Below are 23427 nucleotides of genomic sequence, written 5' to 3' on the forward strand. Positions count from 1 at the left end.
CCACCCCGCGCGCGTCATAGTTCGACCCCGCTCGCGATCGCTTCCAGCTTCTTGATCCTCTCGCGCAGGTCGGCAAGCTCGATCCGCGCTGCGCCGACCGAGCCGCGGCCGTCCTCGGGCGTGTCGATCGACAGGTGGGCGGCATTGCGCGCCCGTTCGAGCTCCTGGCGCTTGTAGTCAAGCCATTGCTCCCATGCCCGCAGCAGGGCGAAGGCGACCACGGCGAGGCCGACGAGGCAACTCGCGGCTATCACCATAACGGGGTCCATCATCATTTCATGTCCTCCGTATTGCTGCCCGCACGGCGCGTGTCCTCGTCGGAGCGGCGCTGGGCCATGTCGCCGCGCAGGCTTTCGATCTCCGCGGCGATCGCGCGGGCGCGCACCGCCTCGGAGTTGTTGTTGTCGGTGGCGATGCGTTCGAGCACCTGGATGCGCTCGCGCAGCTCTTCGAGTTCACGGTTGTCGAGCGTGTCGTCATGCGCCGCAGGCGAGGCCGGTGGCTCGCCGTATCCGAGGCGGCGGCGCAAGTCCTCGTTTTCCTGGGTCAGCTGCTTGCCGAGATGGCGCTCGCGCAGCCAGAGGATCAGGAAGATGACCGCGAAGATGCTGAGCCAGCTCACCGTGCGGGCTCCCTGTCCTCGGCGCCGGATCTTGCAGCGGACTTTTCGGCGAGGCCCGGCAGCGGCGCATCCTCGACACTGCGTTCGTCGCGCAGGCGCTCGATCTCGTCCGCGAGCGCGTGGCCGCGATCGGTCACGATCCGCTCGAGCACCACGATGCGCTCGCGCAGGCGCTGTATCTCGGCGCGGGCCTGCGGATCCTCGGCCTTGCCCTGCGCGCTCGGGGGAAAGACGGGATTGCCGTCCTCGTCCCGGGCGACGCCCAATTCGCGGTCATGGCGGCGGGTCCAGATCGTCACCACGCTCCACAGGGCGACGACTATGACGGCGGCGGTCCAGAAATCCATCAGGCGTTTCCTTCGTCCTTACGATCCTCGAGCGCACGCAGGCTCTCGATCTCGCCCGAGAGGTGATAGCCGCGATCGGTCACGATCCGTTCGACATTGGCGAGCCGGTCCTTCATCGAGCCGATCTCGGCGCGCAGTTCGGCGTTCTCCTGGGTCAGCAGGGTTACGCGGCGCTTGGCCTCGTTGTCGGTAACGGGCTTGAGTGTCTGGCCCCACGATCCTTCGAGCGGATAGCCGTTCTTGACGCGCAACCAGGTGGTGAAGACCCACCCCGCAGTTCCGGCGAGCGCGATGGCGACGAGCGCCTCGGTCGTAATCGCATCGAGCATCAGCGTGTCTCCTTCTTCGCAAGGTCGAGCGGCACGCCCGCATCCTTGCGATCGCCCCTGAGCGCTTCGATCTCTTCGGCGAGCGAATAGCCGCGATCGGTGACGATCTTCTCCAGCACGACCATGCGGTCCTGCATCGCGTCGAGCTTGTCGTGCAGCGCGCGGTTTTCCTCGCGCAGGCGCTTCGTCTCGGCGCTGTCGGATCGGGGCCTGTTCGGGGCCGACTTGCCGCCCCATTCATCCTCAAGCTCATAGCCGTGCCTGGCGCGGATCCAGTTGTTGATGACCCAGGCGCCATAGCTCACCGCCATGATCGCGATGACGAAGCCGGGGCCTCCCTGCAGCCAGTCCATCACGCTTTCTCCCGGCTGGTCACGTCGAGCGGCACGCCGCTGCCCTGTTCCTCGACGCCCGCTTCTTCGATGCTACGCGTATCGCGCAGGGCCTCGATCTGGGTGGCGACATCGTAGCCGCGATCGGTGACGATGCGTTCGAGCACCTGGACCCGGTCTTCGAGCCGCTGGACCTGCGATGCATATTGCGCGGCCTTTTCGGCGGTCTGGGCGGCGGTGGCGTCGGCGCGCATGGCGGCGACCTTCTCGCGGTGCTTGAGCGCGATCGCCGTGATCGGGATAAAGCAGCCGAATATGATCGCGACGATTGGTATCAGTTCACCCATGATGGAAAGTCCCCCTCTGTCGTTTCGTGCCAATCAGCGCAGGCGCTCGATCTCGGCGTTGAGGCGCGGATTGCTCTCTACGTAATGCGCCTCGACACTGGCGAGCCGGCGGTCGATGTCGCGGAACTGCGCGCGGATCTCGCGAGCCGTCCGATGCGGGCTCTGGCGCACGCGCTGCCAGTATTTCTGCTCGCCTTCGTCGCGGTAGAGATGCGGCGGCTTCTTGTTGAGGATGAAACCGGCGACGAAATAGGCGAGGATCGGCCAGCCCAGCGAGATCGACAGGACGATGAGGCCAAGGCGCCACCAGATCGTGTCGATGCCGGTATAGTCGGCAAGGCCGGAGCACACGCCCATCAGCTTGGCATTGTGCTTGTCGCGGTAAAGCTTGGTGCGGGGGCTGTTCATTGAGGGGCTCCTTTCTTCTCGGCCATCATCCGGTCGAGTTCGCGCAGTTGCTGGTTGTCGGTGTCCTGGTCGGCGCGCAGGCGCTTGACCGGGGTAAAGCTGGGATCGTCTGAGGCGACGAGGCGCTCGACCGTGTCCATCCGTTCATCGAGGCGCTTCGCGAGGCCGTAGAGTTCTTCCAGCAGCACCTCGTCATCCGAGGTAATGGTGGCAGCCGTTTTCCACTTGGTGACGTAATGCAGGATCACCCAGGGCAGCCCGACGAATAGCATGCCGACGATGACGATCGGGACGAGAATATCTTCCATGGCTTACTGGTCCTTTCCGGAAGCGCCCTTGCCGAGCGCCTTCTTCATCTGTTCGAGTTCGTCATCGACCGCATCGTCGCCCGCCAGAGCGGCGATCTCGTCGGAGAGCGAGGGCTTGCCGTCCTCCGCGATATTTAGCGCATCGGCGCGGCCTTCGGCGTAATCGACCCTGCGTTCGAGCTGGTCGAACCGGGCGAGCGCCTCGTCGGTACGTTCGGTGCTCATCAGGGTGCGCAGCTTGACGCGGTTTTCCGCGCTTTCGAGGCGGGCGGCGATCGCGCTCTGGCGGCTGCGCGCCTCGCGCAGGCGATGCTGCAGCTTGGCGATGTCGTCCTCATAGGCGCGCAGGGCATCGTCGAGCACGGCGATCTCGGCCTTGAGCTGGTCGGCGGTGTCGGCCGCCTTCTTCTTCTCGACCAGCGCAGCGCGGGCGAGGTCCTCGCGGTCTTTCGACAGGGCGAGCTGCGCCTTTTCGGCCCAGTCGGCCTGGAGCTTGTCGAGCTTGACGACGTGGCGGTGCATTTCCTTCTGGTCGGCGATGGTGCGCGCTGCCGAAGCACGGACCTCGACCAGCGTCTCCTCCATTTCGAGGATGATCATGCGGATCATCTTCGCCGGGTCGTCGGCATTGTCGAGCAGGTCGTTGAAATTGGCGGCGATGATATCGCGGGTTCGGCTGAAAATGCCCATGAAGGCTACTCCATCTAGGAATGAATTGCTGCTGCGCCGCGCGCTTGAAGTCTTGTCCTCGTGCTCGGGCCGCTGCCCGCGCTGGTTCTGCGTCGGGGTTGGGCTGGTGCGCAAGGCCTCGATTTCGGCGTCGAGCCTCGAGCGCCTGCCGCCAGACGAGTTGGGTTTCCGGACCGGGGCGAGGCCGTCGTCGCTCTCGTCGCCGGTATGCGACGGGCCAGCCGGGGTTGGGGAGGTCCCGGCGGCGGGATCGGCGGCGCGGTTGGCGGGGGCGTTGCGCTCCGGTCCGGAAGGGGTTTTGTCGTTGCGGTCGGTCATGGCGTTCACGATCAGGCGATCTCGACGATCACACGATCGGCATGCGGCGCGCCGATGGCGGCGGCGTTTGCCTCGCCCACCTGCGAGGTCAGCACGACCATCGCGGTCATCGCGAAAGTGCTGGCGAGCGCGGCCTGGCCGAGCTTGCTGCGGAGAAAGTCGTTTGCGAGCAGCGCTTTCGGGTTTGTCAGGCTCTTGAACATGGTGTCGGTCCTCCCGGCTGGCGTGTCCGCACGGCCCCTTGCCGTCGGTTTCGCCGTATATGCCGGAATAGATGCAACGCCCGTGCCAAGCTGCTAAAATGCCCGAAAATCGGGGATGTCCGGGGCCTTTGCAGCGGTCTTGTTGGTTTATGTTGCCAAGCATTGGGGTTTTTCACTATATTTCGGCCATGGAGCGCGAAAACCAGTTCATCGGCCAGTCCGGCGCCTTTCTCGATGCGGTCGAACGCGCCAGCCGCGCCGCCGCCTTGAGCCGGCCCGTCCTCGTCATCGGCGAGCGCGGGACCGGCAAGGAGCTCATCGCCGAGCGGCTCCACCGCCTTTCGACCCGCTGGGACGAGCCGCTGGTGACGATGAATTGCGCCGCGCTCCCCGAAACCCTGATCGAGGCCGAGTTGTTCGGCCACGAGGCGGGCGCTTTCACCGGTGCTACCAAGGCGCGCGCGGGAAGGTTCGAGGAAGCCGACAAGGGCACGCTATTCCTCGACGAACTGGGCACGCTGTCGATGGGCGCGCAGGAACGGCTGCTGAGGGCAGTCGAATATGGCGAGGTCACGCGAATCGGAGCTTCGCGTCCGGTGAGGGTCGATGTGCGGATCGTTGCGGCGACCAATGACGACCTGCCCGCGCTCGCCGACAGCGGCGAATTCCGCGCCGACCTCCTCGACCGGCTCTCCTTCGAGGTCATCACCCTGCCGCCACTGCGCGTGCGCGAGGGCGACATCGGCGTGCTCGCGGAATATTTCGGGCGGCGCATGGCGGCCGAGCTCGAATGGCTCGGCTGGCCCGGCTTCGCGCCGCACGTGATGGACCAGCTCGAGGATTACGCCTGGCCTGGGAATGTGCGCGAGCTGCGCAACGTGGTCGAGCGGGCGGTTTATCGCTGGGACGATCCATCCACGCCGATTGCCCATGTCCAGTTCGACCCGTTCGACAGCCCGTGGAAGCCGCGCGCGCCTTCGCATCGGCGCAGCGGCGAGTGGGCGCCCGATTTCGCCGCAAGCACCCCGAAAGCCCCGGATTTCGGTGCTTCCGCGCCTTGCTTCGACGAGATTGAGGACCTGCGCGCCGCAGTCGATGCGCATGAGCGCGCGATCGTCGAGCACGCGCTGGGCAAGCATCGCTGGAATCAGCGCCAGACCGCCCGCGCGCTCGGCCTGACCTATGATCAGCTGCGCCACTGCATCAAGAAACACGGCCTGCTGGAGGAACAGCCCGCAGACTGAGCGGGCTTCAACGATCTGGCAAGGAATTCCGGCTATTCCGGGCGGGTCCGTGCACAGACCGGGGGCCTCGATGCGCTTGCTGACCGAAATGATCGACCAGCTATCAACCACGATGCGCGTGATCGCGGGCCTAGCCACGTTGTGCGTGATGGGCTTCGGGGCGATGGTGACTTTCGGCGTCGGCGTGGCCGCGCCGCAGATGGCAGAAACATTCGCCGACCGCGCTCAGAAGGTGCGCGAGAAGACGATCGAGGCGCGGGTCGAGGCCGAGCGGGCGCGCGCGCTCGCCAAGGAGGGCTGGGGCTACGATGCCGGGTCAGGGCCCTCTTTCGCCCCTGCTACGGGCCCGACGGATCGTCCGCGCCGGGGCGGGGAAGAGATCGGCGGCTGGGGCGAAGAAGGCTGACCGGATGCTGACCGGATAAGGCCGACTTTGGGTCTTGGCCGCAGCTTAGATGTATCCCGGGACGGCTTCGTGCCGGGCGGGGCGCAATCCAGCGGCCGAATCCGATAGCCGGGTGTGACCGTTCACCTTTTGCGCGCCCGTCTGCGGGAATGTAACGCTTTTCAATTGGCCGGACGGGGCTTTGGCCTATCAAGCGCATCGCCCCCGAGACAAGAGGGATGAGCTATGGCGGACCGGGATGACACGGACCCGCGCGGCAAAGCGTTTGATGACCCTCGCGCGGACGGGGGAGCGCCGCGCACGCGTTTCGACGCGGCGTGGGAGCGCGGCTTCGAAGACGATGCGGACGTGCCCCGCAATCCCGGCACGCCGGCCGATCACGGGGGAGCCCCGGATTTCGGCGCGGCAGGCGATCCGGGCGCGCGCCCACGGCCCGGGTCCGGCGGCGCCGCGCTACCGCCCATCCCCAACACCGGTCGCCGCGCGGCTCCGCGTCTTCGTGTCAGCCTGCCTGCGCGGCTTATCACGATCGAAGGTAACCAGCCCTGTGTCCTGATGAACCTCTCGCGCAGCGGCGCGCAGGTGGCGGTGCTGGAATCCGTCCGGGTCGGCGAGGGCGCGGTGCTTCGCTGCGGCTCGCTCGAAGCTTTCGGCGACGTGATCCGCTCGGATTTCGGCCTCAACGCGATCCGCTTCGAGCATGAACTGACCGATGAACAGGTGCTCGACATTCGCCATTACCACGAGACCTTCGAGGATCGCGAGCGGCGCTCGCTGATCGACACCGCGCGCAAATGGGTGACCGGGGACAACAGCGACGAGCGCCCGATGTAGCCGCGCGGCGCAGGCCTTTCCTCTTGCCAAACCGATTGGCCGCGACTATTTGCGGAATATCCCGACATCGTCGAGACTCTCACAAGGCTGGCGCCTCCGGGGGCCGGCTCCGAACCCGTTCCGTCATCACCATGATGCACAAGCCAAGCCTAGCGAAGGAACCCGATTGGCCGACATCGCCCGCCTGACCGCGATCATCGAGCCCGAGGCGCAAGCGCTCGGCTTCGATCTCGTGCGCATCAAGATGTTGCCGTCGGAAGCCGGTGACGGCGGGCAGGCGCTGCAGGTCATGGCCGAGGATCCGGCGACAGGCCAGCTCGTGATCGACCAGTGCGCGGAGCTTTCCCGGCGCATTTCGGATGCGATCGACGCAGCCGAGGAGGCGGGCGAGGTCCTGGTCGAGGGCACCTATCACCTCGAAGTGTCGAGCCCCGGCATCGACCGCCCCCTGACGCGCGCGAAGGATTTTTCCGACTGGGCCGGCCACGAGGCGAAGATATCCATGGCCAAGGGCTATGACGGCCAGCGCACCTACAGGGGCGAACTCCTCGGCATCGACGGGGATCATGTCCTCATCGCCGACGCTAAAGCGGGCGAGGCCCGGCTGCCGCGCGAACAGATTCATTCCGCCAGCCTCGTCCTGACCGACGCGCTGATCGCGGCGACGCGCCCGCTCGATGCGAGCGGGGCGGACGAACTCATCGAAGAAACTGTAGAAGAGAAGGCAGACGACTGATGGCCAGTGCCATTTCCGCGAACAAGGCTGAACTGCTCGCGATCGCGAACTCCGTTGCGTCCGAGAAAATGATCGAAAAGTCGATCGTCATAGAGGCGATGGAAGAGGCGATCCAGAAGAGTGCGCGCAACCGCTATGGCGCGGAAAACGACATCCGGGCCAAGCTCGACCCCCAGACCGGCGACCTCACCTTGTGGCGCGTCGTCGAGGTGGTCGAAGAGGTCGAGGACTATTTCAAGCAGGTCGATCTCGCCCAGGCTCAAAAGCTCAAGGAAGATGCCCAGATCGGCGATTTCATCGTCGACCCGCTGCCGCCGGTCGATCTCGGCCGGATCGACGCACAATCGGCCAAGCAGGTGATCTTCCAGAAGGTCCGCGATGCCGAGCGCGAGCGCCAGTACGAGGAATTCAAGGATCGCGCAGGCGAGATCATCACCGGCGTCATCAAGTCGGTCGAATTCGGCCACGTGATCGTCAATCTCGGCCGGGCAGAGGGCGTCATCCGCCGCGACCAGCAGATCCCGCGCGAAGCCGCCCGCGTCGGCGAGCGTGTGCGTGCGCTCATCACCAAGGTGGAACGCAACAATCGCGGCCCGCAGATCTTCCTCAGCCGCGCCGCGCCCGATTTCATGCGCAAGCTCTTCGCGCAGGAAGTGCCCGAGATCTACGACGGCATCATCGACATCAAGGCCGCCGCGCGCGATCCGGGCAGCCGCGCCAAGATCGGCGTGATCAGCTACGATTCCTCGATTGACCCCGTCGGCGCCTGCGTCGGCATGAAGGGTAGCCGCGTGCAGGCTGTCGTGCAGGAATTGCAGGGCGAGAAGATCGACATCATTCCCTGGTCCGAAGACACCGCGACTTTCGTAGTCAACGCGCTGCAGCCGGCAACGGTGGCGCGCGTCGTGCTCGATGAGGACGAGGGCCGGATCGAAGTCGTCGTGCCCGATGACCAGCTTTCGCTCGCCATCGGCCGCCGCGGCCAGAACGTGCGGCTCGCCAGCCAGCTCACCGGTCACCAGATCGACATCATGACCGAGGAGGAGGCCTCCGAGAAGCGGAGCAAGGAATTCGCCGAACGCTCCAAGATGTTCGAGGAGGAGCTCGACGTCGACGAGACGCTTTCGCAGCTGCTTGTCGCCGAAGGCTTCGCGGAACTCGAAGAGGTTGCCTATGTCGAGCTTACCGAGCTCGCCGCGATCGAGGGTTTCGACGACGAACTCGCCGAGGAACTGCAGAGCCGCGCTCTCGAAGCGATCGAGAGGCAGGAAGAAGGCCATCGCGCCGCCCGCCGTGAACTCGGCGTCGAGGACGACCTCGCCGAAATCCCGCACCTGACCGAGGCCATGCTGGTCACGCTGGGCAAGGCGGGGATCAAGACGCTGGACGATCTCGCCGATCTTGCGACCGACGAACTGATCGCCAAGAAGCGCGAGGCCCCGCGCCGCCGCAACAACAACGCAGATGGTCCGCCGATGCGCCGCCCGCAGCGCGAGCAGGACAAGGGCGGTGTTCTCGGCGAATACGGTCTTTCCGAAGAGCAGGGCAACGAGATCATCATGGCTGCCCGTGCGCACTGGTTCGAGGACGAGGAGCTGACCGGCTCCGCGGACGAGCCTGACACCCAGGAGGCCGCCCATGCGGACTCCGACCAATGAGCGCCTGACGCACGACATCGACGAAGGGCCCGTCTCCCGCTCCAGCGGGAGCGAGCGGCGCTGCATCCTCTCGGGAAGGAGATTTCCGAGAGAGGATCTCGTGCGGCTGGCGATCTCCCCGCCCGATGCCGACGGGGTGAGCCGCGTGCTGCCCGATCCTGCGGCCAAGGCCCCGGGGCGCGGGGCATGGATCGCGCCCGACCGGCAAGCGCTTGAAAGCGCGCTCGGCGAGGGCCACCTCAAGCGGGCATTGTTGCGGGCGTTCCGGGGGGCGAGGCTCGCCATTCCGGACGATCTGCCCGCACTGGTCGAGGCGGCCCTGGCGCGCAGCCTGTGTGAGAGGCTGGGCCTCGAATTGCGCGCCGGACACATCGCGCTGGGCTCGTCGCGGATCGAGGAACAGGCGCGCAGCGGGCGGATCGCGCTGCTGCTCCATGCCCGCGACAGCAGCGAGGACGGGCGCAAAAGGCTGGACCAGGCGTGGCGCGTGGGGCGGCTTGAGGAAGGCTCGGGCCTGCGCGGTAAGGTGTTGCCACTGGACCGCGCGGCTCTCTCTGTGGCATTGGGCCGCGACAATGTCGTCCATCTGGGGGTTTCCTACCCCCGCAGACAGGAGGCAGGCGGTTCGTCGCCGGCCTCGCGGGTCGCCCAAGCGGCCTCCCGCCTCTCGAACTACAGGGCGGGCGCATCGGAAGTATCCGGTGCGCGTGGATCATCCGCCGATACAGCTGGCGCACCCCGCGTCGGCACCGACGAATACGTGAAGGAATGACGAGCCAGAATGAGCGACGATAACGAAAAACGCACCCGTAAACCGCTGGGCCTAAAGCGCGCGGTGGACGCTGGCGAGGTCAAGCAGACCTTCAGCCACGGCCGCACGAACAAGGTTGCGGTCGAGGTGAAGCGCCGCCGCAAACTCGTCAAACCGGGCGAGGCGACACCTGCACCGGCGCCCGCGAGCGAACCCAAGGCCACGGCTGCGCCGGCGCCTGCGCCTGCGCCGGCGCCTGCGCCCGCCCCCGCTCCGGCAGCGAAGAAGCCTGCGCCCGCGCCGAAGCCCGCGCCCAAGCCCGCTTCCAAGGCCCCTGCCGGTGAAACCCCGCAGGAGCGCGTGAAGCGTCTCCAGCGCGAGGCCGAGGAAGAGCGGCTGCGGCTCGCCGAGGAAGCGCGCAAGCGCGAGGACGAGCAGGCTCGCAAGGCCGCTGAAGAGGAAAAGCGCCGCGCCGAGGAAAACCGGAAGGCCGAGGAAGAGACCGAGAAACGCGCGGCCGAGGAAGCGCAGGCCGAAGTCGCAGCCGATGCACAGTCCGAAGCCCCGGCGAGCGAACCGGCTTCAGAGCAGGTCCCAGCCGCGAAGACCCGCAGCGGAATGCCCGCCGCGCGCAAGTTCACGCCCGTGGCGCGGCCGGAGCCGAAGAAGCCGGAAAAGAAGAAAAAGGACGACAAGCGCGCGGCGTCCCCCTCCGGCGGCGGCAAGGACAAGCGCCGTTCGGGCAAGCTCACCGTTACGCGCGCCTTGAACGAGGACGAAGGGCGGCGCGCGCGCAGCCTTGCCGCGCTCAAGCGCGCGCGGGAGAAGGAGCGCCGGATGCAGGGCGGCGGCTCGTCCAAGCCGCGCGAAAAGCAGGTCCGCGACGTCGTCGTTCCCGAAGCCATCACGGTTCAGGAACTCGCCAACCGCATGGCCGAAAAGGGTGCCGACCTTGTCAAGGCGCTGTTCAACATGGGCATGATGGTGACTGTCAACCAGACCATCGATGCCGACACGGCCGAATTGCTGGTTGAGGAATTCGGCCACAATATCAAGCGCGTGTCCGAAGCCGATATCGACATCGTACCCGCCGAGGATGAAGATCCCGCCGAAACGTTGAAGCCCCGCCCGCCGGTTGTCACCATCATGGGACATGTCGACCACGGCAAGACCAGCCTGCTCGATGCGCTGCGCGGAACCGACGTGACCAAGGGCGAGGCCGGCGGCATCACCCAGCATATCGGAAGTTACCAGGTCACGACGAAGAGCAAGGACAAGGTTACCTTCCTTGACACGCCGGGCCACGCCGCCTTTACCGAAATGCGCGCGCGCGGGGCGAATGTGACCGACATCGTCGTGCTGGTGGTGGCCGCCGATGACGGGATCATGCCGCAGACGATCGAGGCCATCAATCACACCAAGGCCTCGGGCGTTCCCATGATCGTCGCGATCAACAAGGTCGACAAGGACGAGGCAAACCCCGACAACGTGCGCAACCGCCTGCTCGAACACGAGGTGATCGTCGAGAAGCTTTCCGGCGACGTGCAGGATGTCGAAGTCTCGGCCAAGACCGGCGCCGGGCTCGACGAACTTCTCGAGGCGATCGCGCTTCAGGCCGAATTGTTGGAACTCAAGGCGCGGCCCGATCGCGATGCGGAGGCCACCGTGATCGAAGCGCAGCTCGACAAGGGCCGCGGCCCTGTCGCGACCGTATTGGTCACGCGCGGGACGCTCAAGCGCGGCGACACCTTCGTCGTCGGCACGGAGAGCGGCCGCGTGCGTGCATTGGTCAACGATGCGGGCAAGCAGATCAAGGAAGCCGGTCCCTCCATGCCGGTCGAAGTGCTCGGCCTTGGTGGAGTACCATCGGCAGGTGACCAGCTTACCGTGGTCGAGAATGAACAGCGCGCCCGCGAAGTCGCCGAATATCGCCAGGAAAAGGCGACCGAAAAACGCACCGCGCTCGCCCCGACCAATTTCGACACGATGTTCAACAAGCTGCAGGCGAACGTGATCGAATGGCCGGTCCTGGTGAAGGCCGACGTGCAAGGCTCGGTCGAGGCGATCGTCGGCGCGCTCCACAATATCTCGAACGACGAGATCAAGGTGCGTGTGCTCCACGCCGGCGTCGGCGCGATCACGGAGACGGACGTAAGCCTCGCTGCGGCATCCAACGCCCCGATCATCGGCTTCAACGTGCGACCCAACGCCAAGGCGCGCGAATTGGTGAAGCGCGATAACGTGCGGATGATGTATTACGATGTCATCTACCACCTCACCGAAGAGGTCGCGAAGGAAATGGCTGGCGAGCTTGGTCCCGAACGGATCGAGACGGTCGTCGGCAGAGCCGAGGTCAAGCAGGTCTTCCCGGCCGGCAAGAAGGACAAGGCCGCCGGCCTCCTCGTGCTCGATGGGGTCATCCGCAAGGGCCTGTTCGCGCGTCTCACCCGCGAGGATGTCATCGTATCGGCGACCAAGATCGCCTCGCTGCGGCGCTTCAAGGACGATGTCGACGAAGTGCGCGCCGGGCTAGAATGCGGCGTGGTGCTGGAGGACACGAACGACATCAAGCCGGGCGACAATCTCGAAGTGTTCTCCGTCGAGGAGCGCGAGCGGACGCTGGAGTTCTGATTAGCGGAGCGCGCTGAATGAGCGAAGCAGGCTTTTTCCCCGAGGATCATCACACCTCGCCTCATACCGCGCTGCTCGGCTCGGAATTCGTGGGCTGGGACGAGGTGACGCAGACCGCGACCATGCGCTTCACCGTGCGCAAGGAGATGACCACCTGGCGCGGCGGGGTGCAGGGCGGGCTGGTCGCGGGCTATCTCGATGACGTGATGGGCTATGCCTATGTCGCCGCCACCGGGGGCGAGATGGCGCCGCTCAATCTCGACCTCACCATGAGCCTCATCCGCCTGATCCCCGCAGGCCCGTTGATCGGCAAAGGGCGCGTGGTGAAGGCCGGGCGCAAGGTCGTCTTCCTCGAAGCGGAACTGCTGTCGGAAGACGGCAAGCTGATGGCCCGCGCGACCTCGACCGCGCTGCCGACACCGCGCCCGACGCCAGACCAGACAGGCATGGATTGATGGCTCGCAAGCAGGAATACACCGCCGAACAGCATTCGGTTCGCGTTCTCAAGGTAGGCGAGCGGGTGCGGCACATCCTGTCCGAACTGCTCGCCCGGCGCGAAGTGCATGACGAAACGGTGAGCGCGGCGAATATCTCGGTCACCGAAGTCCGCATGACGCCCGATTTGCGCCACGCGACCGCTTACGTGAAACCCCTGCTTGGGCAGGCCGAAGACGAGGTGGTGGCGGCCCTGCGGCAAAACACCGCTTTCCTCCAGCGCGAGGTCGCCAAGCGGCTCGGCCTCAAATTCGCGCCCAAGCTCAAGTTCCGCAAGGACGAGACCTTTGCCGAAGCCGACCGGATCGAGGCGCTGCTGCGCAATCCCAAGGTTGCGCGCGATCTCGACGGGGACGAGGAGGAGTAAGCCATCGAGGGAAGCCGCGAGTTCCGGCGAAGGCTGGAACCTCTTGCGCGTTGGCGCGACTTTGCCCGAGGGCCCAGCCTCCGCTGCGACTCACAAACATGTCAGCGCGGCACCATGCGCGCGCGCAGTTCGATGTCGACCTCGTTGCCTACGATCAGCTGATAGCTCTTCATGCCGTAATCGCGCCGGTCGATCGTCGTCTTGCCCGTAAAGCTGATCGGCTTGCCGACCGCCTTTCCGGGCGGGCTGTCGAACGTCACGGCGAGCGTCTGCGGCTTGCTCACTCCGCGCGCGGTCAACATCCCTTCAAGCGTCCCTTCGAGCGGGCTCGACATTTTGAGCGCGCGCCCGACAAAGCGGATTTGCGGATAGCGTTCGACCCAGAAGAATTTCTCGCCCCGCAGCCGCCGCAGCGTCACGCGGTCGGGCGCTTCGATCGCCCCGGCATCGAAAGTCACGTCGATCACTGCGCGCTCGGGCGCGTCGGGGACAATGGTGACCGCGCCTTCCATCCGGGGAAAGCGCGCCGTCTTGCTGGCAAGGCCGAAAAAGGGGACGCGGGCCGATACGTCGCTCGCGCTCGAATCGAGCCGGTAGTTGAGCGTGTCAGACCGGGGCTGCTGCGCAAACGCGGCAAGTCCCGCAAACAGCACGAGCAACGGCATCAGGATAAGGCGAATGGATTGCATATTCTTGCGTCCCTCGAGCTTTCAAACCTTCCATAGCGCAAAAGGTTTCAACCGGGGAACGCGAAGCCGCAGCACTGGCATGGACCGCGGCTGCGGGCTAGGTGCGGTCCGCGCAAGGGTCGTGCAGGTTGGCGGAGGGGTGCTTGGCCAAGCTCTATTTCTATTATTCGAGCATGAATGCGGGGAAGAGTTCCTCGCTGCTGCAAGCCGATTTCAACTATCGCGAGCGCGGCATGAACACGATGCTGTGGACCGCCGCGCTCGACACGCGCTCGCAGGGCATGGTGCGCAGCCGCATCGGACTCGAGGCCGAGGCCCATCGTTTCGGGCACGACACCGACCTGTTCAACGCGATTTCGGTCGCGCACGAGAACGAGGATGCGAACGATTTCGGTTTGAAAGGGCTCGACTGCGTGCTGGTGGACGAGGCGCAGTTTCTCAAGCCGCAGCAGGTCTGGCAGCTCGCGCGCATCTGCGACGAAGTGCGCATCCCGGTGCTGTGCTATGGCCTGAGGACCGATTTTCAGGGGCAGATGTTTCCCGGCTCCGCCGTCCTGCTTGGGATCGCGGATGCGCTCGTCGAACTCAAGGCGGTGTGCCATTGCGGGCGCAAGGCGACGATGAACCTGCGCGTCAATTCGGCGGGCATGCCGATCCGCGAAGGCGAGCAAACCGCGATCGGCGGGAACGAGAGCTATGTCGCGTTGTGCCGCAAGCATTTCAGCGCCGCGCTCGGCGGCGATATGGACGCGGTGGGGTGATGAAAACGCGCCTGAAAAAGCCCCCTCAACCCCATGACCCGGCATGGTCCGTCGCATTTGGAGAGGCGCAAGCGACGCTTCGGACTATCCTGGGAGCGGACGCGAAGGCTATCCACCATGTGGGCAGCACGGCGATCCCGGGCATTTGGGCCAAGCCTGTAATAGATATTCTGATTGAGGCGACAAGCCTGGTGGCGCTGGACCGTCGCGATGCGGCTTTTGGCGAAGCAGGTTTTATCGGCAAGGGAGAGAAAGGGATTGCCGGCCGCCGTTTCTACATCAAGGACAATTACAAGGGGGCGCGCAGTCATCATGTCCAAGCCTTTGAGGTCAGTTCGCCACACATAGAGAGGCATCTCGCCTTTCGCGATTACCTGCTTGCTCACCGCCCTGTTGCGAGCGAATATTCACGCTTGAAAGAGGCCATTGCCGCCGATTGGCGCGGCGTTGACGATTATATCGAGCGCAAGGCTTCTTTTGTCGAGCAGACCGAAAGATTGGCGCTTGCCTGGGCGCGCGGTAAAGCGTGCGCCCAGGAGGGCGAGGCCTAGCGCGGGGTCGCCGCGCACCCTATTTGGAGGCTAATGGACAACACTGTCACCCTGGTCGTTCTGCTGATCCCCTGCCTGATCGTAGCGATCGTCTTCCACGAGGTCGCGCATGGCTACATGGCGATGCTGCTGGGCGATCCCACCGCGGCCGAGCGCGGGCGGCTGACGCTCAATCCCGTTCGCCATGTCGATCCGGTGGGCACGCTGCTCGTCCCGGGTGCGCTGCTGCTGGCAGGTGCGCCCGCTTTCGGCTGGGCCAAGCCGGTCCCGGTCAACCAGTTCCGCCTGCGCAATCCGCGCTATGGCATGATGGCGGTCGCGCTTGCCGGACCCGCGAGCAATTTCTTGCTCGCGATGTTCGGCGCCGTGCTGATCGGGGTGCTGAGTGCAATCAACGGTGCGAGCATCCTTGTCGAGGGCAATGTGCTGGGCACGGTGTTGACCATGTTCCTGCTCATCAACATCTTCCTCGGCCTTTTCAACCTGCTGCCCATCCCGCCGTTCGATGGGTCCCACATCGTCGGCGGTTTGCTGCCCGACCGGTTGCGCTTTCACTGGGCGAGGCTGCAGCGGGTGGGGATTTTCCTGCTGATCGGAGTGATCGCCTACAGCTGGTTTTTCGGAACCGGCTGGCTTGAGGCGCTGCTGCTGCCACCGTTGGGAATCGCGATGGGCCTATTCCTGCACGTGGCCGACATCGTCTCTGCGTTCCTCGGTCTTTAGGACCGTCGATCGAACCACGCCGCGACGCGGCCTTGCGCCTCCTTGCCTAGGTGCAGGTGGAGTTTCGAGCGGCGGCGGAGCACGTCTTCGGCATCGAGCACAAATTCGTGGGCGACGAGGTATTCAAGCTCCGCCGCATAGAGATCGCCGCCGAGGTGCGCCCCCAGGTCATTGATACCCTTCGCATCGTCCAGCAGAACGTCCATCCGCGTGCCATAGGCGCGGGCAAGGCGGCGGACGGTGTCGGGCGCGAGGAAGGGATAAAGCTGCGCCTGCCTGCTTACGAATGCATCGAAGCGCATGGGATCGATGTCGCCGCCGGGCAGCGGCTCGCTCGCAGTCCACTGCTCCCCGCCGATTTCCAATTCCTCGAGCGCATGTTCGGCGAGCTTGCGATAGGTCGTGATCTTGCCGCCGAAGATCGAGAGCAGGGCAGGCCCGGCGCCATCAGCGCCGCGGTCGAGCTCGAACTGGTAGTCGCGCGTTACCGTTGAATTCTGTGCCGATCGGTCGTCATAGAGCGGACGCACGCCCGCATAGGAGGCGACTGCGTCATCGGGGCTCACGTCGCGGGCGAGATACTCGTTCGCCGCAGCGCAGATATAGCGCGCCTCTTCCTCGCTGATCGCAATGTGCGAAGGGTCTCCTTCGAAGGTGACATCGGTCGTGCCGACGAGGGTGAATTCGCGCTCATAGGGAATGGCGAAGACGATCCTGTCGTCCCGGTTCTGGAAGATATAGCTATGCTCGCCCTCGAATAGCTTGGGGAAGATGAGATGGCTGCCCTTGACGAGGCGCAGATTGGCATGGCGCTCGCCGGGAAGCGCACGGCCGAGCAGCTGGTCGACCCACGGCCCGGCGGCATTGACGACGCGCGCGGCGGTGACAGTGCTTTCCTCGCCCCGGCGGACAAGCCGCGCTCTCCAGCGATCGCCTGCGCGTTCGAGGCCGACGCATTCGGTGCGTGTCCTGATATCGCCGCCGCGCTCTGCGGCATCGACGCAATTGAGCGCAACGAGGCGGGAATCCTCTACCCAGCAATCGGAATATTCGAAGCCGCTCGTCAGGCGCTCTTCCAGGATCGCGTCGTGCGGGGGCGCTCGCAGGTCGAGCATCCGGGTCGCCGGCAACAGCTTGCGTCCGCCGAGGTGATCGTAGAGGAACAGGCCCAGCCGCAGCATCCATTTCGGGCGCAGCCCTGCATCATGCGGCAGGACAAAACGCAGCGGCCAGATGATGTGCGGGGCGATTGACAGCAGGCGCTCGCGTTCCATCAGGCTTTCGCGCACGAGGCGGAACTCGTAATGCTCCAGATAGCGCAGGCCACCATGGACGAGCTTTGTCGAAGCGGACGAGGTGTGGCTCGCAAGGTCGTCCTTTTCGACAAGGCAGACCGAAAGGCCGCGCCCGGCCGCATCGCGCGCAATGCCGGCTCCATTGATCCCGCCGCCGATGATGAGGAGGTCGAAGTGGTCGGTATCGCCCGAGGTCATGGGAAGAAAACTTGGCGGTTCCGGCCCGCTTTGGCTAGGGGGCGCGGATGAAAGACACTTCCAAACCCGCGCTTCACGGCTGGCTGGTGCTCGACAAGCCGCGCGGGATGGGGTCGACGCAGGCCGTCGGCAAGGTCAAGCGCCTGCTGCGCGAAAGCGGCTATGCGAAGACCAAGGTCGGCCATGGCGGGACGCTCGATCCGCTGGCCGAAGGCGTGCTGCCGATCGCGCTGGGCGAGGCGACCAAGCTCGCCGGGCGGATGCTCGATAGCGACAAGATTTACGATTTCACGATTGCGTTCGGGGAAGAGACCGACACGCTCGATTCCGAAGGCGAGGTGATTGCGCGCAGCGATCGCTTTCCGCCGCTTGCAGCGATCGCGGGCATGCTCGATCACTTCACCGGCGAGATAGAGCAGCTTCCCCCGGCCTATTCGGCGATTCTGGTCGATGGAAAGCGCGCCTATGACCTGGCGCGGGCGGGCGAGGAGGTGAAGCTCCAACCGCGCCGCGTGACGATCCATTCGCTTGGCTTTGCGGGCGGTGCAGGGCGCAGCGGCGAGGGTCGGATGCTCGGATCGAGTTTTCAGAACCAAGGCGGGCGGCCCGACCCGTTCTCGGCCACTGCCCCGCTGAAAGTCGCCGAAGCTGTGACCCTTACCGCCCATGTTTCGAAAGGCACCTATATCCGCTCCCTTGCGCGCGACATCGCCCTCGCCCTTGGATCGCGCGGCCACGTCACCTATCTGCGTCGAACGAAAGCCGGACCTTTCCGCGAGCAGCAGGCGATTTCGCTGGACTTTGCCGGCGAAAGCGATAAAGGCCCGCGACTTGATGACCTTATCCTGCCGCTGGAGGCGGGGCTGGACGACATCTCGGCCCTATCCCTCGATCGGACAAGTGCGCAGGCGGTCCGCCAGGGCCGGGTCCTGTCCGGAATGCCCCAACTACCCGGGCTTTACCTTGCGAAACTGGGCGATGTCCCGGTTGCGCTGGTCGAAATCGAGGGTGGGACGGCGAAGGTCGTCAGGGGTTTCAACCTGCCCGATGTCGCTGAGTAAGGAAGAGAACACATGTCGGTCGATGCCGAAACTAAGACGAAGATCATAAAGGAACACGCCCGGGGTCAGGACGACACCGGCAGCCCCGAAGTGCAGGTCGCGATCCTGACCGAGCGGATCAAGAACCTGACCGAGCATTTCAAGGGCCATCACAAGGACAACCATTCGCGCCGCGGCCTCCTCATGATGGTCAACAAGCGGCGCAACCTGCTCGCCTATCTCAAGAAGAAGGACGTCGAGCGGTACAACGCGCTGATCCAGAAGCTGGGTCTTCGCAAGTAAGCTTTCAGGAACGGCTCCCTCCGGGGGGCCGTTTCGCTATTCAGTCGCGGCAAACTCGTCTATGAGAGCTGCGCGCCGGAAACCGAATGTCTCCGGCCTGACATGCGTCCGTGCAAATCCGGGCGCGCAACCATTTTGGCTTTCCTTCACATTCCGGTGAAGGGGCTGGAGGGGCACAATCGGCCCCGCACCGGGCCGGGACGGCAATCTTCCCCGGCACACAAGAGGCCCCGCTACGCAATAGGGCGCAGCGGGTTCAGAAGGAATCTAAATGTTCGACACGAAAACCGTATCGCTGGAGTGGGGCGGGAAAACCCTCACTCTGGAAACCGGCCGCATTGCCCGTCAGGCAGACGGCGCTGTGCTGGCCACCTATGGCGAGACCGTGGTGCTGTGCGCCGTGACCGCCGCCAAGAGCGTCCGCGAAGGCCAGGACTTCTTCCCGCTCACCGTCCACTACCAGGAAAAATTCTCCGCCGCGGGCCGTATCCCGGGCGGCTTCTTCAAGCGCGAAGGCCGCGCGACGGAAAAGGAAACGCTCACCTCCCGCCTGATCGACCGCCCGGTGCGGCCGCTTTTCCCCGAAGGTTTCTACAACGAAATCAACGTGATCTGCCAGGTCCTGTCCTATGATGGCGAGACCGAGCCCGATATCGTCGCGATGATCGCCGCCTCGGCTGCGCTCACCCTGTCGGGCGTGCCCTTCATGGGCCCGATCGGCGCGGCGCGAGTGGGCTATACCAGCGATGGCGAATACGTTCTCAATCCCAGCATTTCCGATGCGCTGGGCGAAGATGGGTGTCTCGACCTCGTTGTTGCCGCGACACAGGACGCGGTGATGATGGTCGAATCCGAAGCCAAGGAACTGACCGAGGACGAAATGCTCGGCGCGGTCATGTTCGCTCACGAGGAGTCGAAGAAGGTCATCGACGCGATCATCGATCTCGCCGAGCAGGCTGCGAACGAGCCGTGGGAAATCGACACCGCCGATGATACCTCGGCGATCAAGGAAAAGCTGCGCGGCATTGTCGGTGACGATATTGCCGCGGCCTACAAGCTGACCGACAAGTCGGCCCGCTCCGACGCACTGAACGACGCGCGCACCAAGGCGAAGGAAGCCTTCGCCGAGGAAGAGCCGCAGACGCAGATGGTCGCCAACAAGGCGGTCAAGAAGCTCGAAGCGGAAATCGTGCGTGGTGCCATCCTCAAGGACGGCCAGCGCATCGACGGGCGCAAGCTCGATCAGGTCCGCCCGATCGAGGCGGCGGTCGGCCTGCTGCCGCGGACCCACGGCTCGGCACTGTTCACCCGCGGCGAGACGCAGGCGATCTGCACGACCACGCTCGGCACCAAGGACGCCGAGCAGATGATCGACGGGCTCGAGGGGCTGAGCTACTCGAACTTCATGCTGCACTATAACTTCCCGCCCTATTCGGTCGGCGAAGTGGGCCGCTTCGGCTTTACCAGCCGCCGCGAAACCGGCCACGGCAAGCTCGCCTGGCGCGCGCTGCACCCGGTCCTGCCCGATGCGGAGGAGTTTCCCTATACGATCCGTGTCCTGTCCGACATCACTGAATCCAACGGCTCGTCCTCGATGGCGACCGTGTGCGGCGGGGCGCTGTCGATGATGGACGCGGGCGTTCCGCTCAAGCGTCCGGTCTCCGGCATCGCGATGGGCCTGATCCTCGAAGGCGAGGATTTCGCCGTCCTGTCCGACATTCTGGGCGACGAGGATCACCTCGGCGACATGGATTTCAAGGTGGCCGGTTCGGAAGAGGGGATCACCTCGCTCCAGATGGACATCAAGGTCGCCGGGATCACCCGCGAGATCATGGAAAAGGCGCTCGAACAGGCCAAGGCCGGCCGCGCGCACATCCTGGGTGAAATGACCAAGGCGCTCGGCTCTGCCCGCGGCGAGGTTTCCAAGCACGCGCCGCGGATCGAGACGATGCAGATCGACAAGTCGAAGATCCGCGACGTGATCGGCACGGGCGGCAAGGTGATCCGCGAGATCGTCGCGGAAACCGGTGCCAAGGTCGACATCGACGACGAGGGCGTGATCAAGATCTCCTCCAGTAATCTCGACGAGATCGAGGCTGCCCGCAAGTGGATCGAAGGCATCGTCGAGGAAGCCGAAGTCGGCAAGATCTACGCTGGCAAGGTCGTCAACATCGTTGATTTCGGCGCTTTCGTGAACTTCATGGGCGGCAAGGACGGGCTCGTCCACGTCTCCGAAATGAAGAACGAGCGCGTCGAAAAGCCGACCGATGTCGTTTCCGAAGGCCAGGAGGTGAAGGTCAAGGTGCTTGAGATCGACCAGCGCGGCAAGGTCCGCCTGTCGATGCGTGTCGTCGACCAGGAAACCGGCGAAGAGCTGGAAGATACCCGACCGCCGCGCGAACCGCGCGGTGACAAGGGTGGCCGCGGCGGCGGTCGTGGCGGCGACCGCGGTGGTGATCGCAGGGGCGGCCGTGGACGCGGCCCGCGCGGCGGCAACCGCGATGGCGGCGGCGACAATGGCGGCGGCGATGGGCCCGCAGCCATGCCCGACTTCCTGAAGGACTGATCGCCTTCACACCGCATTAAAAAGGGCCGCCCGCCGCAAGGCAGGGCGGCCCTTTTCGATTGAGAGACCCCGAATGCTCGAAAGAAAGACCCTTGCCACAGCCGCCATCCCGGGCGGTGACGAGGAACTGGCGCTTGTCAGCCACGGGCGCGATTTCATCATCATGCTGGGACGCGGCGAATTGATGGGTACGCGCATGCAGTTTTCCGAGGAACAGCTTGCGCTTCTCACTCTTGCGGAACTGGATGCCAGGGCTCCGCGGGTCCTGATCGGCGGCTATGGCATGGGTTTCACCTATCGCGCCGCGCTTTCGCAGCTTCCCGCAGGGGGCGAGGTGCGCGTCGCGGAGGTGGTGCCGGAAATCCTCGACTGGGCAAAGGGGCCGCTCGCGCATCTCACCGGAGACAGCCTAGAGGATCCGAGAGGCGATATCAGGCTGTGCGACGTTTCGGCGCTGATCGACGATGCCAATGACGGGACCTGCAAGAAATATGACGCGATCCTGCTCGATGTCGACAATGGCCCGGACGGAATCGTGCGCGATGCGAACAACCGGCTCTATTCGCGGACCGGGCTCGGCAAGGCGCGCGATGCGCTCAATCCCTGCGGCGTGCTGGCGATCTGGTCAGCCGCGCCCGACCACAAGTTCACGCGGCGGTTGAAGGATGCGGGCTTCGCCGTCGAAGCGCGGGAGGTGCGGGCGAGGCCGAACGGCAAGGGCCCACGCCACACGATCTGGTTTGCGCGCAAGAGCTGATCCAGCGGCTGGCTCAGAAATCGTAGATGATCGTCACCCTGCTGAGCGTATCGGTCTTCACCGCGCCTGCGGGCGGGTCGGTGTCGTGCTCCACCGTGTAGGACAGGCGCAGCGATAGGTCGCCTGCGACCTTCGCGACGAGCCCACTGTCCGAGATGAAGGTCGAGGAACCCGACTGGACGAAGGCGCTCGCATCCTGCGTGAAGGAGACGGTGTCGAGCAGCTGCCAGTCGAAATCGAGCGCCGCGAGCCCGGCAAGGTCGCTCCGACTGCCCCCGTCGACGAATTCTGTCCTTCGCCATGCGGGGCCGGCCTTGATGGAAAGGGTGACGGGTTCGTCCAGCAGCACGTCATAACCGAGGCCGCCCGAGACCGAATAGCGGGCCGAAAACCCCTGGAACCGGTCACGTTCGTATTGTGCAAGACCATAGGCATAGAGCCGGTCGTTGATCTTCCAGTTGGGCTCGTAAACGGCGAGGAATTGCTCGCGCGTGACGACGCCGTCGGTTTCCTGGTAATCGGCGCGGCCGGATAATTTGTGCCGCCACCTGATCCCCTCGCGCGTCAGAGAGAGGCCGGCGGTGATCCCCGTGTTCGAGGCATTCCCGGTCGAGCGGAACGCACCCAGTTCGCCTTTGCCGCTCCAGTTCTCGAACAGGCCGGCAGTGCGGATGCGCTCCTGCTCGGCAGCGGCTTCGGCCTCTGCCGCCACGGCCAGCTGCGTCTCGTAAGCGGCCAGGATCGCATCGATTTCGGCACCATCCTCGGGATTGGTCGCGCGGGCGAGTTCGATGACGGTGCGCACCTTCGCTTCCTCACCGGTCTCGATCGCGGCGTCGATCATCGCGCGCACGGGGGCGGGCAGGTCGGCGAAGGCGGGGGCGGGCAAAGCGAGCGCGCCGCAAGCGATACCGGTCAACGCAAGGCGCATTGTCCTAGTCTCCTGCCGTGCTCGCCCGGGCCGTTGGCAAGGGCCCCATATAATCCATCTTGCCCAGCTTCACGCCCTTCATACGGCATATCCCGTAGAAGGTCGCAGCGTGAAATTGGAAATTGACCTGATGGAATCCCAGAAGAAACTGGGAAACCGTCCCTTCCATCAGCTTGCGGCCGCCCATCACGAAGGTGACCTTGCTATCGGCGATGCGTTCAAGGTCGTCCTCGTCTACGCCGGTCAGCGTAGCGAGCGCCTCGTCGACCATCGCTCTCATCGCGTCCCAGCTATCGGGAATGGCAGTGAAATCAGGGGTGAACTCGCCTGTCGGCATGAGGCCTAGCGCATAGCCCGAATGGACCCAGCAGGCCCGAACGTGCCAGGGCAAGGGCCACATGTCGGGGACGAGCGAGGCACCTATCAGTTCGGCATCGTCGAGGCCCTCGGCCCGGGTATGGGCCTCGGCGCGGTCAATGACCGTGCGCAGCCCTCCGAGCAATTGCTCGCAGGTAGGCACGAAGGCGGTGTGAAGCGTAAGCGGCATGGAGTCCCCCGTTCAGCCCGAAATCGGGCATCTCCGCGCA

Annotated in this window: 30 protein-coding genes; 16 read left to right on the top strand and 14 right to left on the bottom strand. The window is 65.0% G+C overall.

Going from position 1 to position 23427, the window contains the following annotated elements; all coding sequences use genetic code 11:
* Nucleotides 1-14: 14 nt before the first annotated feature.
* The 10 genes from RIB52_RS06035 to RIB52_RS06080 are packed head-to-tail and all read right to left on the bottom strand — an operon-like array spanning nucleotide 15 to nucleotide 3904.
* A complete protein-coding gene (locus tag RIB52_RS06035; protein WP_350173962.1) occupies nucleotides 15-272 on the bottom strand; it encodes a hypothetical protein in 258 nt (85 codons plus the stop codon).
* Nucleotides 272-622: a hypothetical protein gene (locus RIB52_RS06040; protein WP_350173964.1), complete on the bottom strand. Its 351-nt coding sequence runs from the start codon at nucleotides 620-622 to the stop codon at nucleotides 272-274. The genes RIB52_RS06035 and RIB52_RS06040 overlap by 1 nt, the downstream gene beginning before the upstream one ends.
* The gene (locus tag RIB52_RS06045; RefSeq protein ID WP_350173966.1) at nucleotides 619-969 is read right to left on the bottom strand and encodes a hypothetical protein; all 351 of its coding nucleotides are present in this window, start codon (nucleotides 967-969) and stop codon (nucleotides 619-621) included. Before RIB52_RS06045 ends, RIB52_RS06040 begins: the two co-directional genes overlap by 4 nt.
* Nucleotides 969-1298 (bottom strand): hypothetical protein, encoded by a 330-nt coding sequence (locus tag RIB52_RS06050; RefSeq protein ID WP_350173967.1) that lies wholly within the window; start codon nucleotides 1296-1298, stop codon nucleotides 969-971. The genes RIB52_RS06045 and RIB52_RS06050 overlap by 1 nt, the downstream gene beginning before the upstream one ends.
* Nucleotides 1298-1651, bottom strand: coding sequence for a hypothetical protein (locus RIB52_RS06055; protein WP_350173969.1), 354 nt, complete (start codon nucleotides 1649-1651; stop codon nucleotides 1298-1300). Before RIB52_RS06055 ends, RIB52_RS06050 begins: the two co-directional genes overlap by 1 nt.
* Nucleotides 1651-1977: a hypothetical protein gene (locus RIB52_RS06060; RefSeq protein WP_350173971.1), complete on the bottom strand. Its 327-nt coding sequence runs from the start codon at nucleotides 1975-1977 to the stop codon at nucleotides 1651-1653. Before RIB52_RS06060 ends, RIB52_RS06055 begins: the two co-directional genes overlap by 1 nt.
* A gap of 33 nt (nucleotides 1978-2010) precedes the next feature.
* The gene (gene pspC / locus RIB52_RS06065; RefSeq protein WP_350173973.1) at nucleotides 2011-2385 is read right to left on the bottom strand and encodes an envelope stress response membrane protein PspC; all 375 of its coding nucleotides are present in this window, start codon (nucleotides 2383-2385) and stop codon (nucleotides 2011-2013) included.
* Entirely contained in the window at nucleotides 2382-2693 is a 312-nt protein-coding gene (gene pspB / locus RIB52_RS06070) for an envelope stress response membrane protein PspB (RefSeq protein ID WP_350173975.1), read from the bottom strand. Before pspB ends, pspC begins: the two co-directional genes overlap by 4 nt.
* Before the next feature lie 3 nt (nucleotides 2694-2696).
* Nucleotides 2697-3701, bottom strand: a complete 1005-nt coding sequence (gene pspA, locus RIB52_RS06075) for a phage shock protein PspA (RefSeq protein WP_350173977.1) — start codon at nucleotides 3699-3701, stop codon at nucleotides 2697-2699.
* Nucleotides 3702-3712: 11 nt separating this feature from the next.
* A complete protein-coding gene (locus RIB52_RS06080; RefSeq protein ID WP_350173979.1) occupies nucleotides 3713-3904 on the bottom strand; it encodes a hypothetical protein in 192 nt (63 codons plus the stop codon).
* Nucleotides 3905-4092: 188 nt separating this feature from the next.
* Here RIB52_RS06080 and pspF point away from each other — a divergent pair, with 188 nt between their 5' ends.
* From pspF to rbfA, 9 genes are all read left to right on the top strand, one after another.
* Nucleotides 4093-5148: a phage shock protein operon transcriptional activator gene (pspF, locus tag RIB52_RS06085; RefSeq protein WP_350173981.1), complete on the top strand. Its 1056-nt coding sequence runs from the start codon at nucleotides 4093-4095 to the stop codon at nucleotides 5146-5148.
* A 70-nt stretch (nucleotides 5149-5218) separates the two neighbouring features.
* Entirely contained in the window at nucleotides 5219-5554 is a 336-nt protein-coding gene (locus RIB52_RS06090) for a hypothetical protein (protein WP_350173983.1), read from the top strand.
* A gap of 225 nt (nucleotides 5555-5779) precedes the next feature.
* On the top strand, nucleotides 5780-6388 hold the full coding sequence (locus tag RIB52_RS06095; protein WP_350173985.1) for a PilZ domain-containing protein: 609 nt from the start codon (nucleotides 5780-5782) through the stop codon (nucleotides 6386-6388).
* Between the two features lie 166 nt (nucleotides 6389-6554).
* The gene (rimP, locus tag RIB52_RS06100; RefSeq protein ID WP_350173987.1) at nucleotides 6555-7124 is read left to right on the top strand and encodes a ribosome maturation protein RimP; all 570 of its coding nucleotides are present in this window, start codon (nucleotides 6555-6557) and stop codon (nucleotides 7122-7124) included.
* Nucleotides 7124-8782 carry a transcription termination factor NusA gene (gene nusA / locus RIB52_RS06105; protein ID WP_350173989.1) on the top strand — a complete coding sequence of 553 codons (1659 nt, stop codon included), beginning with the start codon at nucleotides 7124-7126 and terminating at the stop codon, nucleotides 8780-8782. The genes rimP and nusA overlap by 1 nt, the downstream gene beginning before the upstream one ends.
* Nucleotides 8763-9554, top strand: coding sequence for a DUF448 domain-containing protein (locus RIB52_RS06110; protein ID WP_350173991.1), 792 nt, complete (start codon nucleotides 8763-8765; stop codon nucleotides 9552-9554). Before nusA ends, RIB52_RS06110 begins: the two co-directional genes overlap by 20 nt.
* A 9-nt stretch (nucleotides 9555-9563) precedes the next feature.
* Nucleotides 9564-12164, top strand: coding sequence for a translation initiation factor IF-2 (gene infB, locus RIB52_RS06115; RefSeq protein WP_350173993.1), 2601 nt, complete (start codon nucleotides 9564-9566; stop codon nucleotides 12162-12164).
* Nucleotides 12165-12181: 17 nt separating this feature from the next.
* Nucleotides 12182-12619 (top strand): PaaI family thioesterase, encoded by a 438-nt coding sequence (locus tag RIB52_RS06120; RefSeq protein ID WP_350173995.1) that lies wholly within the window; start codon nucleotides 12182-12184, stop codon nucleotides 12617-12619.
* The gene (gene rbfA, locus RIB52_RS06125) at nucleotides 12619-13026 is read left to right on the top strand and encodes a 30S ribosome-binding factor RbfA (protein ID WP_350173997.1); all 408 of its coding nucleotides are present in this window, start codon (nucleotides 12619-12621) and stop codon (nucleotides 13024-13026) included. Before RIB52_RS06120 ends, rbfA begins: the two co-directional genes overlap by 1 nt.
* Before the next feature lie 101 nt (nucleotides 13027-13127).
* On the opposite strand, the gene RIB52_RS06130 is transcribed toward rbfA, so the two are convergent.
* Entirely contained in the window at nucleotides 13128-13715 is a 588-nt protein-coding gene (locus RIB52_RS06130) for a YceI family protein (RefSeq protein WP_350173999.1), read from the bottom strand.
* 143 nt (nucleotides 13716-13858) lie between these two features.
* Between RIB52_RS06130 and RIB52_RS06135 the strand changes: the two genes are divergently transcribed.
* The 3 genes from RIB52_RS06135 to RIB52_RS06145 are packed head-to-tail and all read left to right on the top strand — an operon-like array spanning nucleotide 13859 to nucleotide 15750.
* Nucleotides 13859-14476: a thymidine kinase gene (locus RIB52_RS06135; protein ID WP_350174001.1), complete on the top strand. Its 618-nt coding sequence runs from the start codon at nucleotides 13859-13861 to the stop codon at nucleotides 14474-14476.
* On the top strand, nucleotides 14476-15027 hold the full coding sequence (locus tag RIB52_RS06140) for a GrpB family protein (protein ID WP_350174003.1): 552 nt from the start codon (nucleotides 14476-14478) through the stop codon (nucleotides 15025-15027). Before RIB52_RS06135 ends, RIB52_RS06140 begins: the two co-directional genes overlap by 1 nt.
* 33 nt (nucleotides 15028-15060) lie before the next feature.
* Nucleotides 15061-15750, top strand: a complete 690-nt coding sequence (locus RIB52_RS06145; RefSeq protein WP_350174005.1) for a site-2 protease family protein — start codon at nucleotides 15061-15063, stop codon at nucleotides 15748-15750.
* Here RIB52_RS06145 and glpD read toward each other — a convergent pair.
* Nucleotides 15747-17243: a glycerol-3-phosphate dehydrogenase gene (gene glpD, locus RIB52_RS06150; protein ID WP_350174007.1), complete on the bottom strand. Its 1497-nt coding sequence runs from the start codon at nucleotides 17241-17243 to the stop codon at nucleotides 15747-15749. The two genes, RIB52_RS06145 and glpD, sit on opposite strands and share 4 nt — an antisense overlap.
* A 47-nt stretch (nucleotides 17244-17290) precedes the next feature.
* On the opposite strand from glpD, the gene truB reads away from it, so the two are divergent.
* The 4 genes from truB to RIB52_RS06170 all read left to right on the top strand — a co-directional run bounded on the left by truB (nucleotide 17291) and on the right by RIB52_RS06170 (nucleotide 21909).
* Complete coding sequence (truB, locus tag RIB52_RS06155) at nucleotides 17291-18304, top strand: tRNA pseudouridine(55) synthase TruB (protein ID WP_350174009.1); 1014 nt, start codon at nucleotides 17291-17293, stop codon at nucleotides 18302-18304.
* A 12-nt stretch (nucleotides 18305-18316) separates the two neighbouring features.
* Nucleotides 18317-18586 carry a 30S ribosomal protein S15 gene (gene rpsO / locus RIB52_RS06160; RefSeq protein ID WP_350174011.1) on the top strand — a complete coding sequence of 90 codons (270 nt, stop codon included), beginning with the start codon at nucleotides 18317-18319 and terminating at the stop codon, nucleotides 18584-18586.
* A 271-nt stretch (nucleotides 18587-18857) separates the two neighbouring features.
* Nucleotides 18858-21152, top strand: coding sequence for a polyribonucleotide nucleotidyltransferase (gene pnp / locus RIB52_RS06165; protein WP_350174013.1), 2295 nt, complete (start codon nucleotides 18858-18860; stop codon nucleotides 21150-21152).
* Between the two features lie 73 nt (nucleotides 21153-21225).
* Nucleotides 21226-21909, top strand: a complete 684-nt coding sequence (locus RIB52_RS06170) for a spermidine synthase family protein (RefSeq protein WP_350174015.1) — start codon at nucleotides 21226-21228, stop codon at nucleotides 21907-21909.
* Between the two features lie 13 nt (nucleotides 21910-21922).
* Here the strand turns inward: RIB52_RS06170 and RIB52_RS06175 are convergent, their stop codons facing one another.
* Both RIB52_RS06175 and RIB52_RS06180 read right to left on the bottom strand, forming a co-directional pair.
* Nucleotides 21923-22840, bottom strand: coding sequence for a DUF481 domain-containing protein (locus tag RIB52_RS06175; protein WP_350174017.1), 918 nt, complete (start codon nucleotides 22838-22840; stop codon nucleotides 21923-21925).
* Nucleotides 22841-22844: 4 nt separating this feature from the next.
* Nucleotides 22845-23387 (bottom strand): DUF1993 family protein, encoded by a 543-nt coding sequence (locus tag RIB52_RS06180; RefSeq protein ID WP_350174019.1) that lies wholly within the window; start codon nucleotides 23385-23387, stop codon nucleotides 22845-22847.
* Nucleotides 23388-23427: the final 40 nt, after the last annotated feature.

Source organism: Erythrobacter sp. (assembly GCF_040217515.1).
Taxonomy (GTDB): domain Bacteria; phylum Pseudomonadota; class Alphaproteobacteria; order Sphingomonadales; family Sphingomonadaceae; genus Erythrobacter.

Bases quoted from the DNA above. Each gene is read 5' to 3' on its own strand.
- rpsO (WP_350174011.1), top strand. From the start codon at position 18,317: ATGTCGGTCGATGCCGAAACTAAGACGAAGATCATAAAGGAACACGCC.
- RIB52_RS06140 (WP_350174003.1), top strand. From the start codon at position 14,476: ATGAAAACGCGCCTGAAAAAGCCCCCTCAACCCCATGACCCGGCATGG.
- RIB52_RS06090 (WP_350173983.1), top strand. From the start codon at position 5,219: ATGCGCTTGCTGACCGAAATGATCGACCAGCTATCAACCACGATGCGC.
- truB (WP_350174009.1), top strand. From the start codon at position 17,291: ATGAAAGACACTTCCAAACCCGCGCTTCACGGCTGGCTGGTGCTCGAC.
- RIB52_RS06110 (WP_350173991.1), top strand. From the start codon at position 8,763: ATGCGGACTCCGACCAATGAGCGCCTGACGCACGACATCGACGAAGGG.
- pspC (WP_350173973.1), bottom strand. From the start codon at position 2,385: ATGAACAGCCCCCGCACCAAGCTTTACCGCGACAAGCACAATGCCAAG.
- RIB52_RS06045 (WP_350173966.1), bottom strand. From the start codon at position 969: ATGGATTTCTGGACCGCCGCCGTCATAGTCGTCGCCCTGTGGAGCGTG.
- pspA (WP_350173977.1), bottom strand. From the start codon at position 3,701: ATGACCGACCGCAACGACAAAACCCCTTCCGGACCGGAGCGCAACGCC.
- RIB52_RS06175 (WP_350174017.1), bottom strand. From the start codon at position 22,840: ATGCGCCTTGCGTTGACCGGTATCGCTTGCGGCGCGCTCGCTTTGCCC.
- rbfA (WP_350173997.1), top strand. From the start codon at position 12,619: ATGGCTCGCAAGCAGGAATACACCGCCGAACAGCATTCGGTTCGCGTT.
- RIB52_RS06080 (WP_350173979.1), bottom strand. From the start codon at position 3,904: ATGTTCAAGAGCCTGACAAACCCGAAAGCGCTGCTCGCAAACGACTTT.
- RIB52_RS06180 (WP_350174019.1), bottom strand. From the start codon at position 23,387: ATGCCGCTTACGCTTCACACCGCCTTCGTGCCTACCTGCGAGCAATTG.
- RIB52_RS06060 (WP_350173971.1), bottom strand. From the start codon at position 1,977: ATGGGTGAACTGATACCAATCGTCGCGATCATATTCGGCTGCTTTATC.
- RIB52_RS06170 (WP_350174015.1), top strand. From the start codon at position 21,226: ATGCTCGAAAGAAAGACCCTTGCCACAGCCGCCATCCCGGGCGGTGAC.
- glpD (WP_350174007.1), bottom strand. From the start codon at position 17,243: ATGACCTCGGGCGATACCGACCACTTCGACCTCCTCATCATCGGCGGC.
- RIB52_RS06145 (WP_350174005.1), top strand. From the start codon at position 15,061: ATGGACAACACTGTCACCCTGGTCGTTCTGCTGATCCCCTGCCTGATC.
- pspB (WP_350173975.1), bottom strand. From the start codon at position 2,693: ATGGAAGATATTCTCGTCCCGATCGTCATCGTCGGCATGCTATTCGTC.
- RIB52_RS06120 (WP_350173995.1), top strand. From the start codon at position 12,182: ATGAGCGAAGCAGGCTTTTTCCCCGAGGATCATCACACCTCGCCTCAT.
- RIB52_RS06130 (WP_350173999.1), bottom strand. From the start codon at position 13,715: ATGCAATCCATTCGCCTTATCCTGATGCCGTTGCTCGTGCTGTTTGCG.
- infB (WP_350173993.1), top strand. From the start codon at position 9,564: ATGAGCGACGATAACGAAAAACGCACCCGTAAACCGCTGGGCCTAAAG.
- pnp (WP_350174013.1), top strand. From the start codon at position 18,858: ATGTTCGACACGAAAACCGTATCGCTGGAGTGGGGCGGGAAAACCCTC.
- nusA (WP_350173989.1), top strand. From the start codon at position 7,124: ATGGCCAGTGCCATTTCCGCGAACAAGGCTGAACTGCTCGCGATCGCG.
- RIB52_RS06055 (WP_350173969.1), bottom strand. From the start codon at position 1,651: ATGGACTGGCTGCAGGGAGGCCCCGGCTTCGTCATCGCGATCATGGCG.
- RIB52_RS06095 (WP_350173985.1), top strand. From the start codon at position 5,780: ATGGCGGACCGGGATGACACGGACCCGCGCGGCAAAGCGTTTGATGAC.
- pspF (WP_350173981.1), top strand. From the start codon at position 4,093: ATGGAGCGCGAAAACCAGTTCATCGGCCAGTCCGGCGCCTTTCTCGAT.
- RIB52_RS06035 (WP_350173962.1), bottom strand. From the start codon at position 272: ATGATGGACCCCGTTATGGTGATAGCCGCGAGTTGCCTCGTCGGCCTC.
- RIB52_RS06050 (WP_350173967.1), bottom strand. From the start codon at position 1,298: ATGCTCGATGCGATTACGACCGAGGCGCTCGTCGCCATCGCGCTCGCC.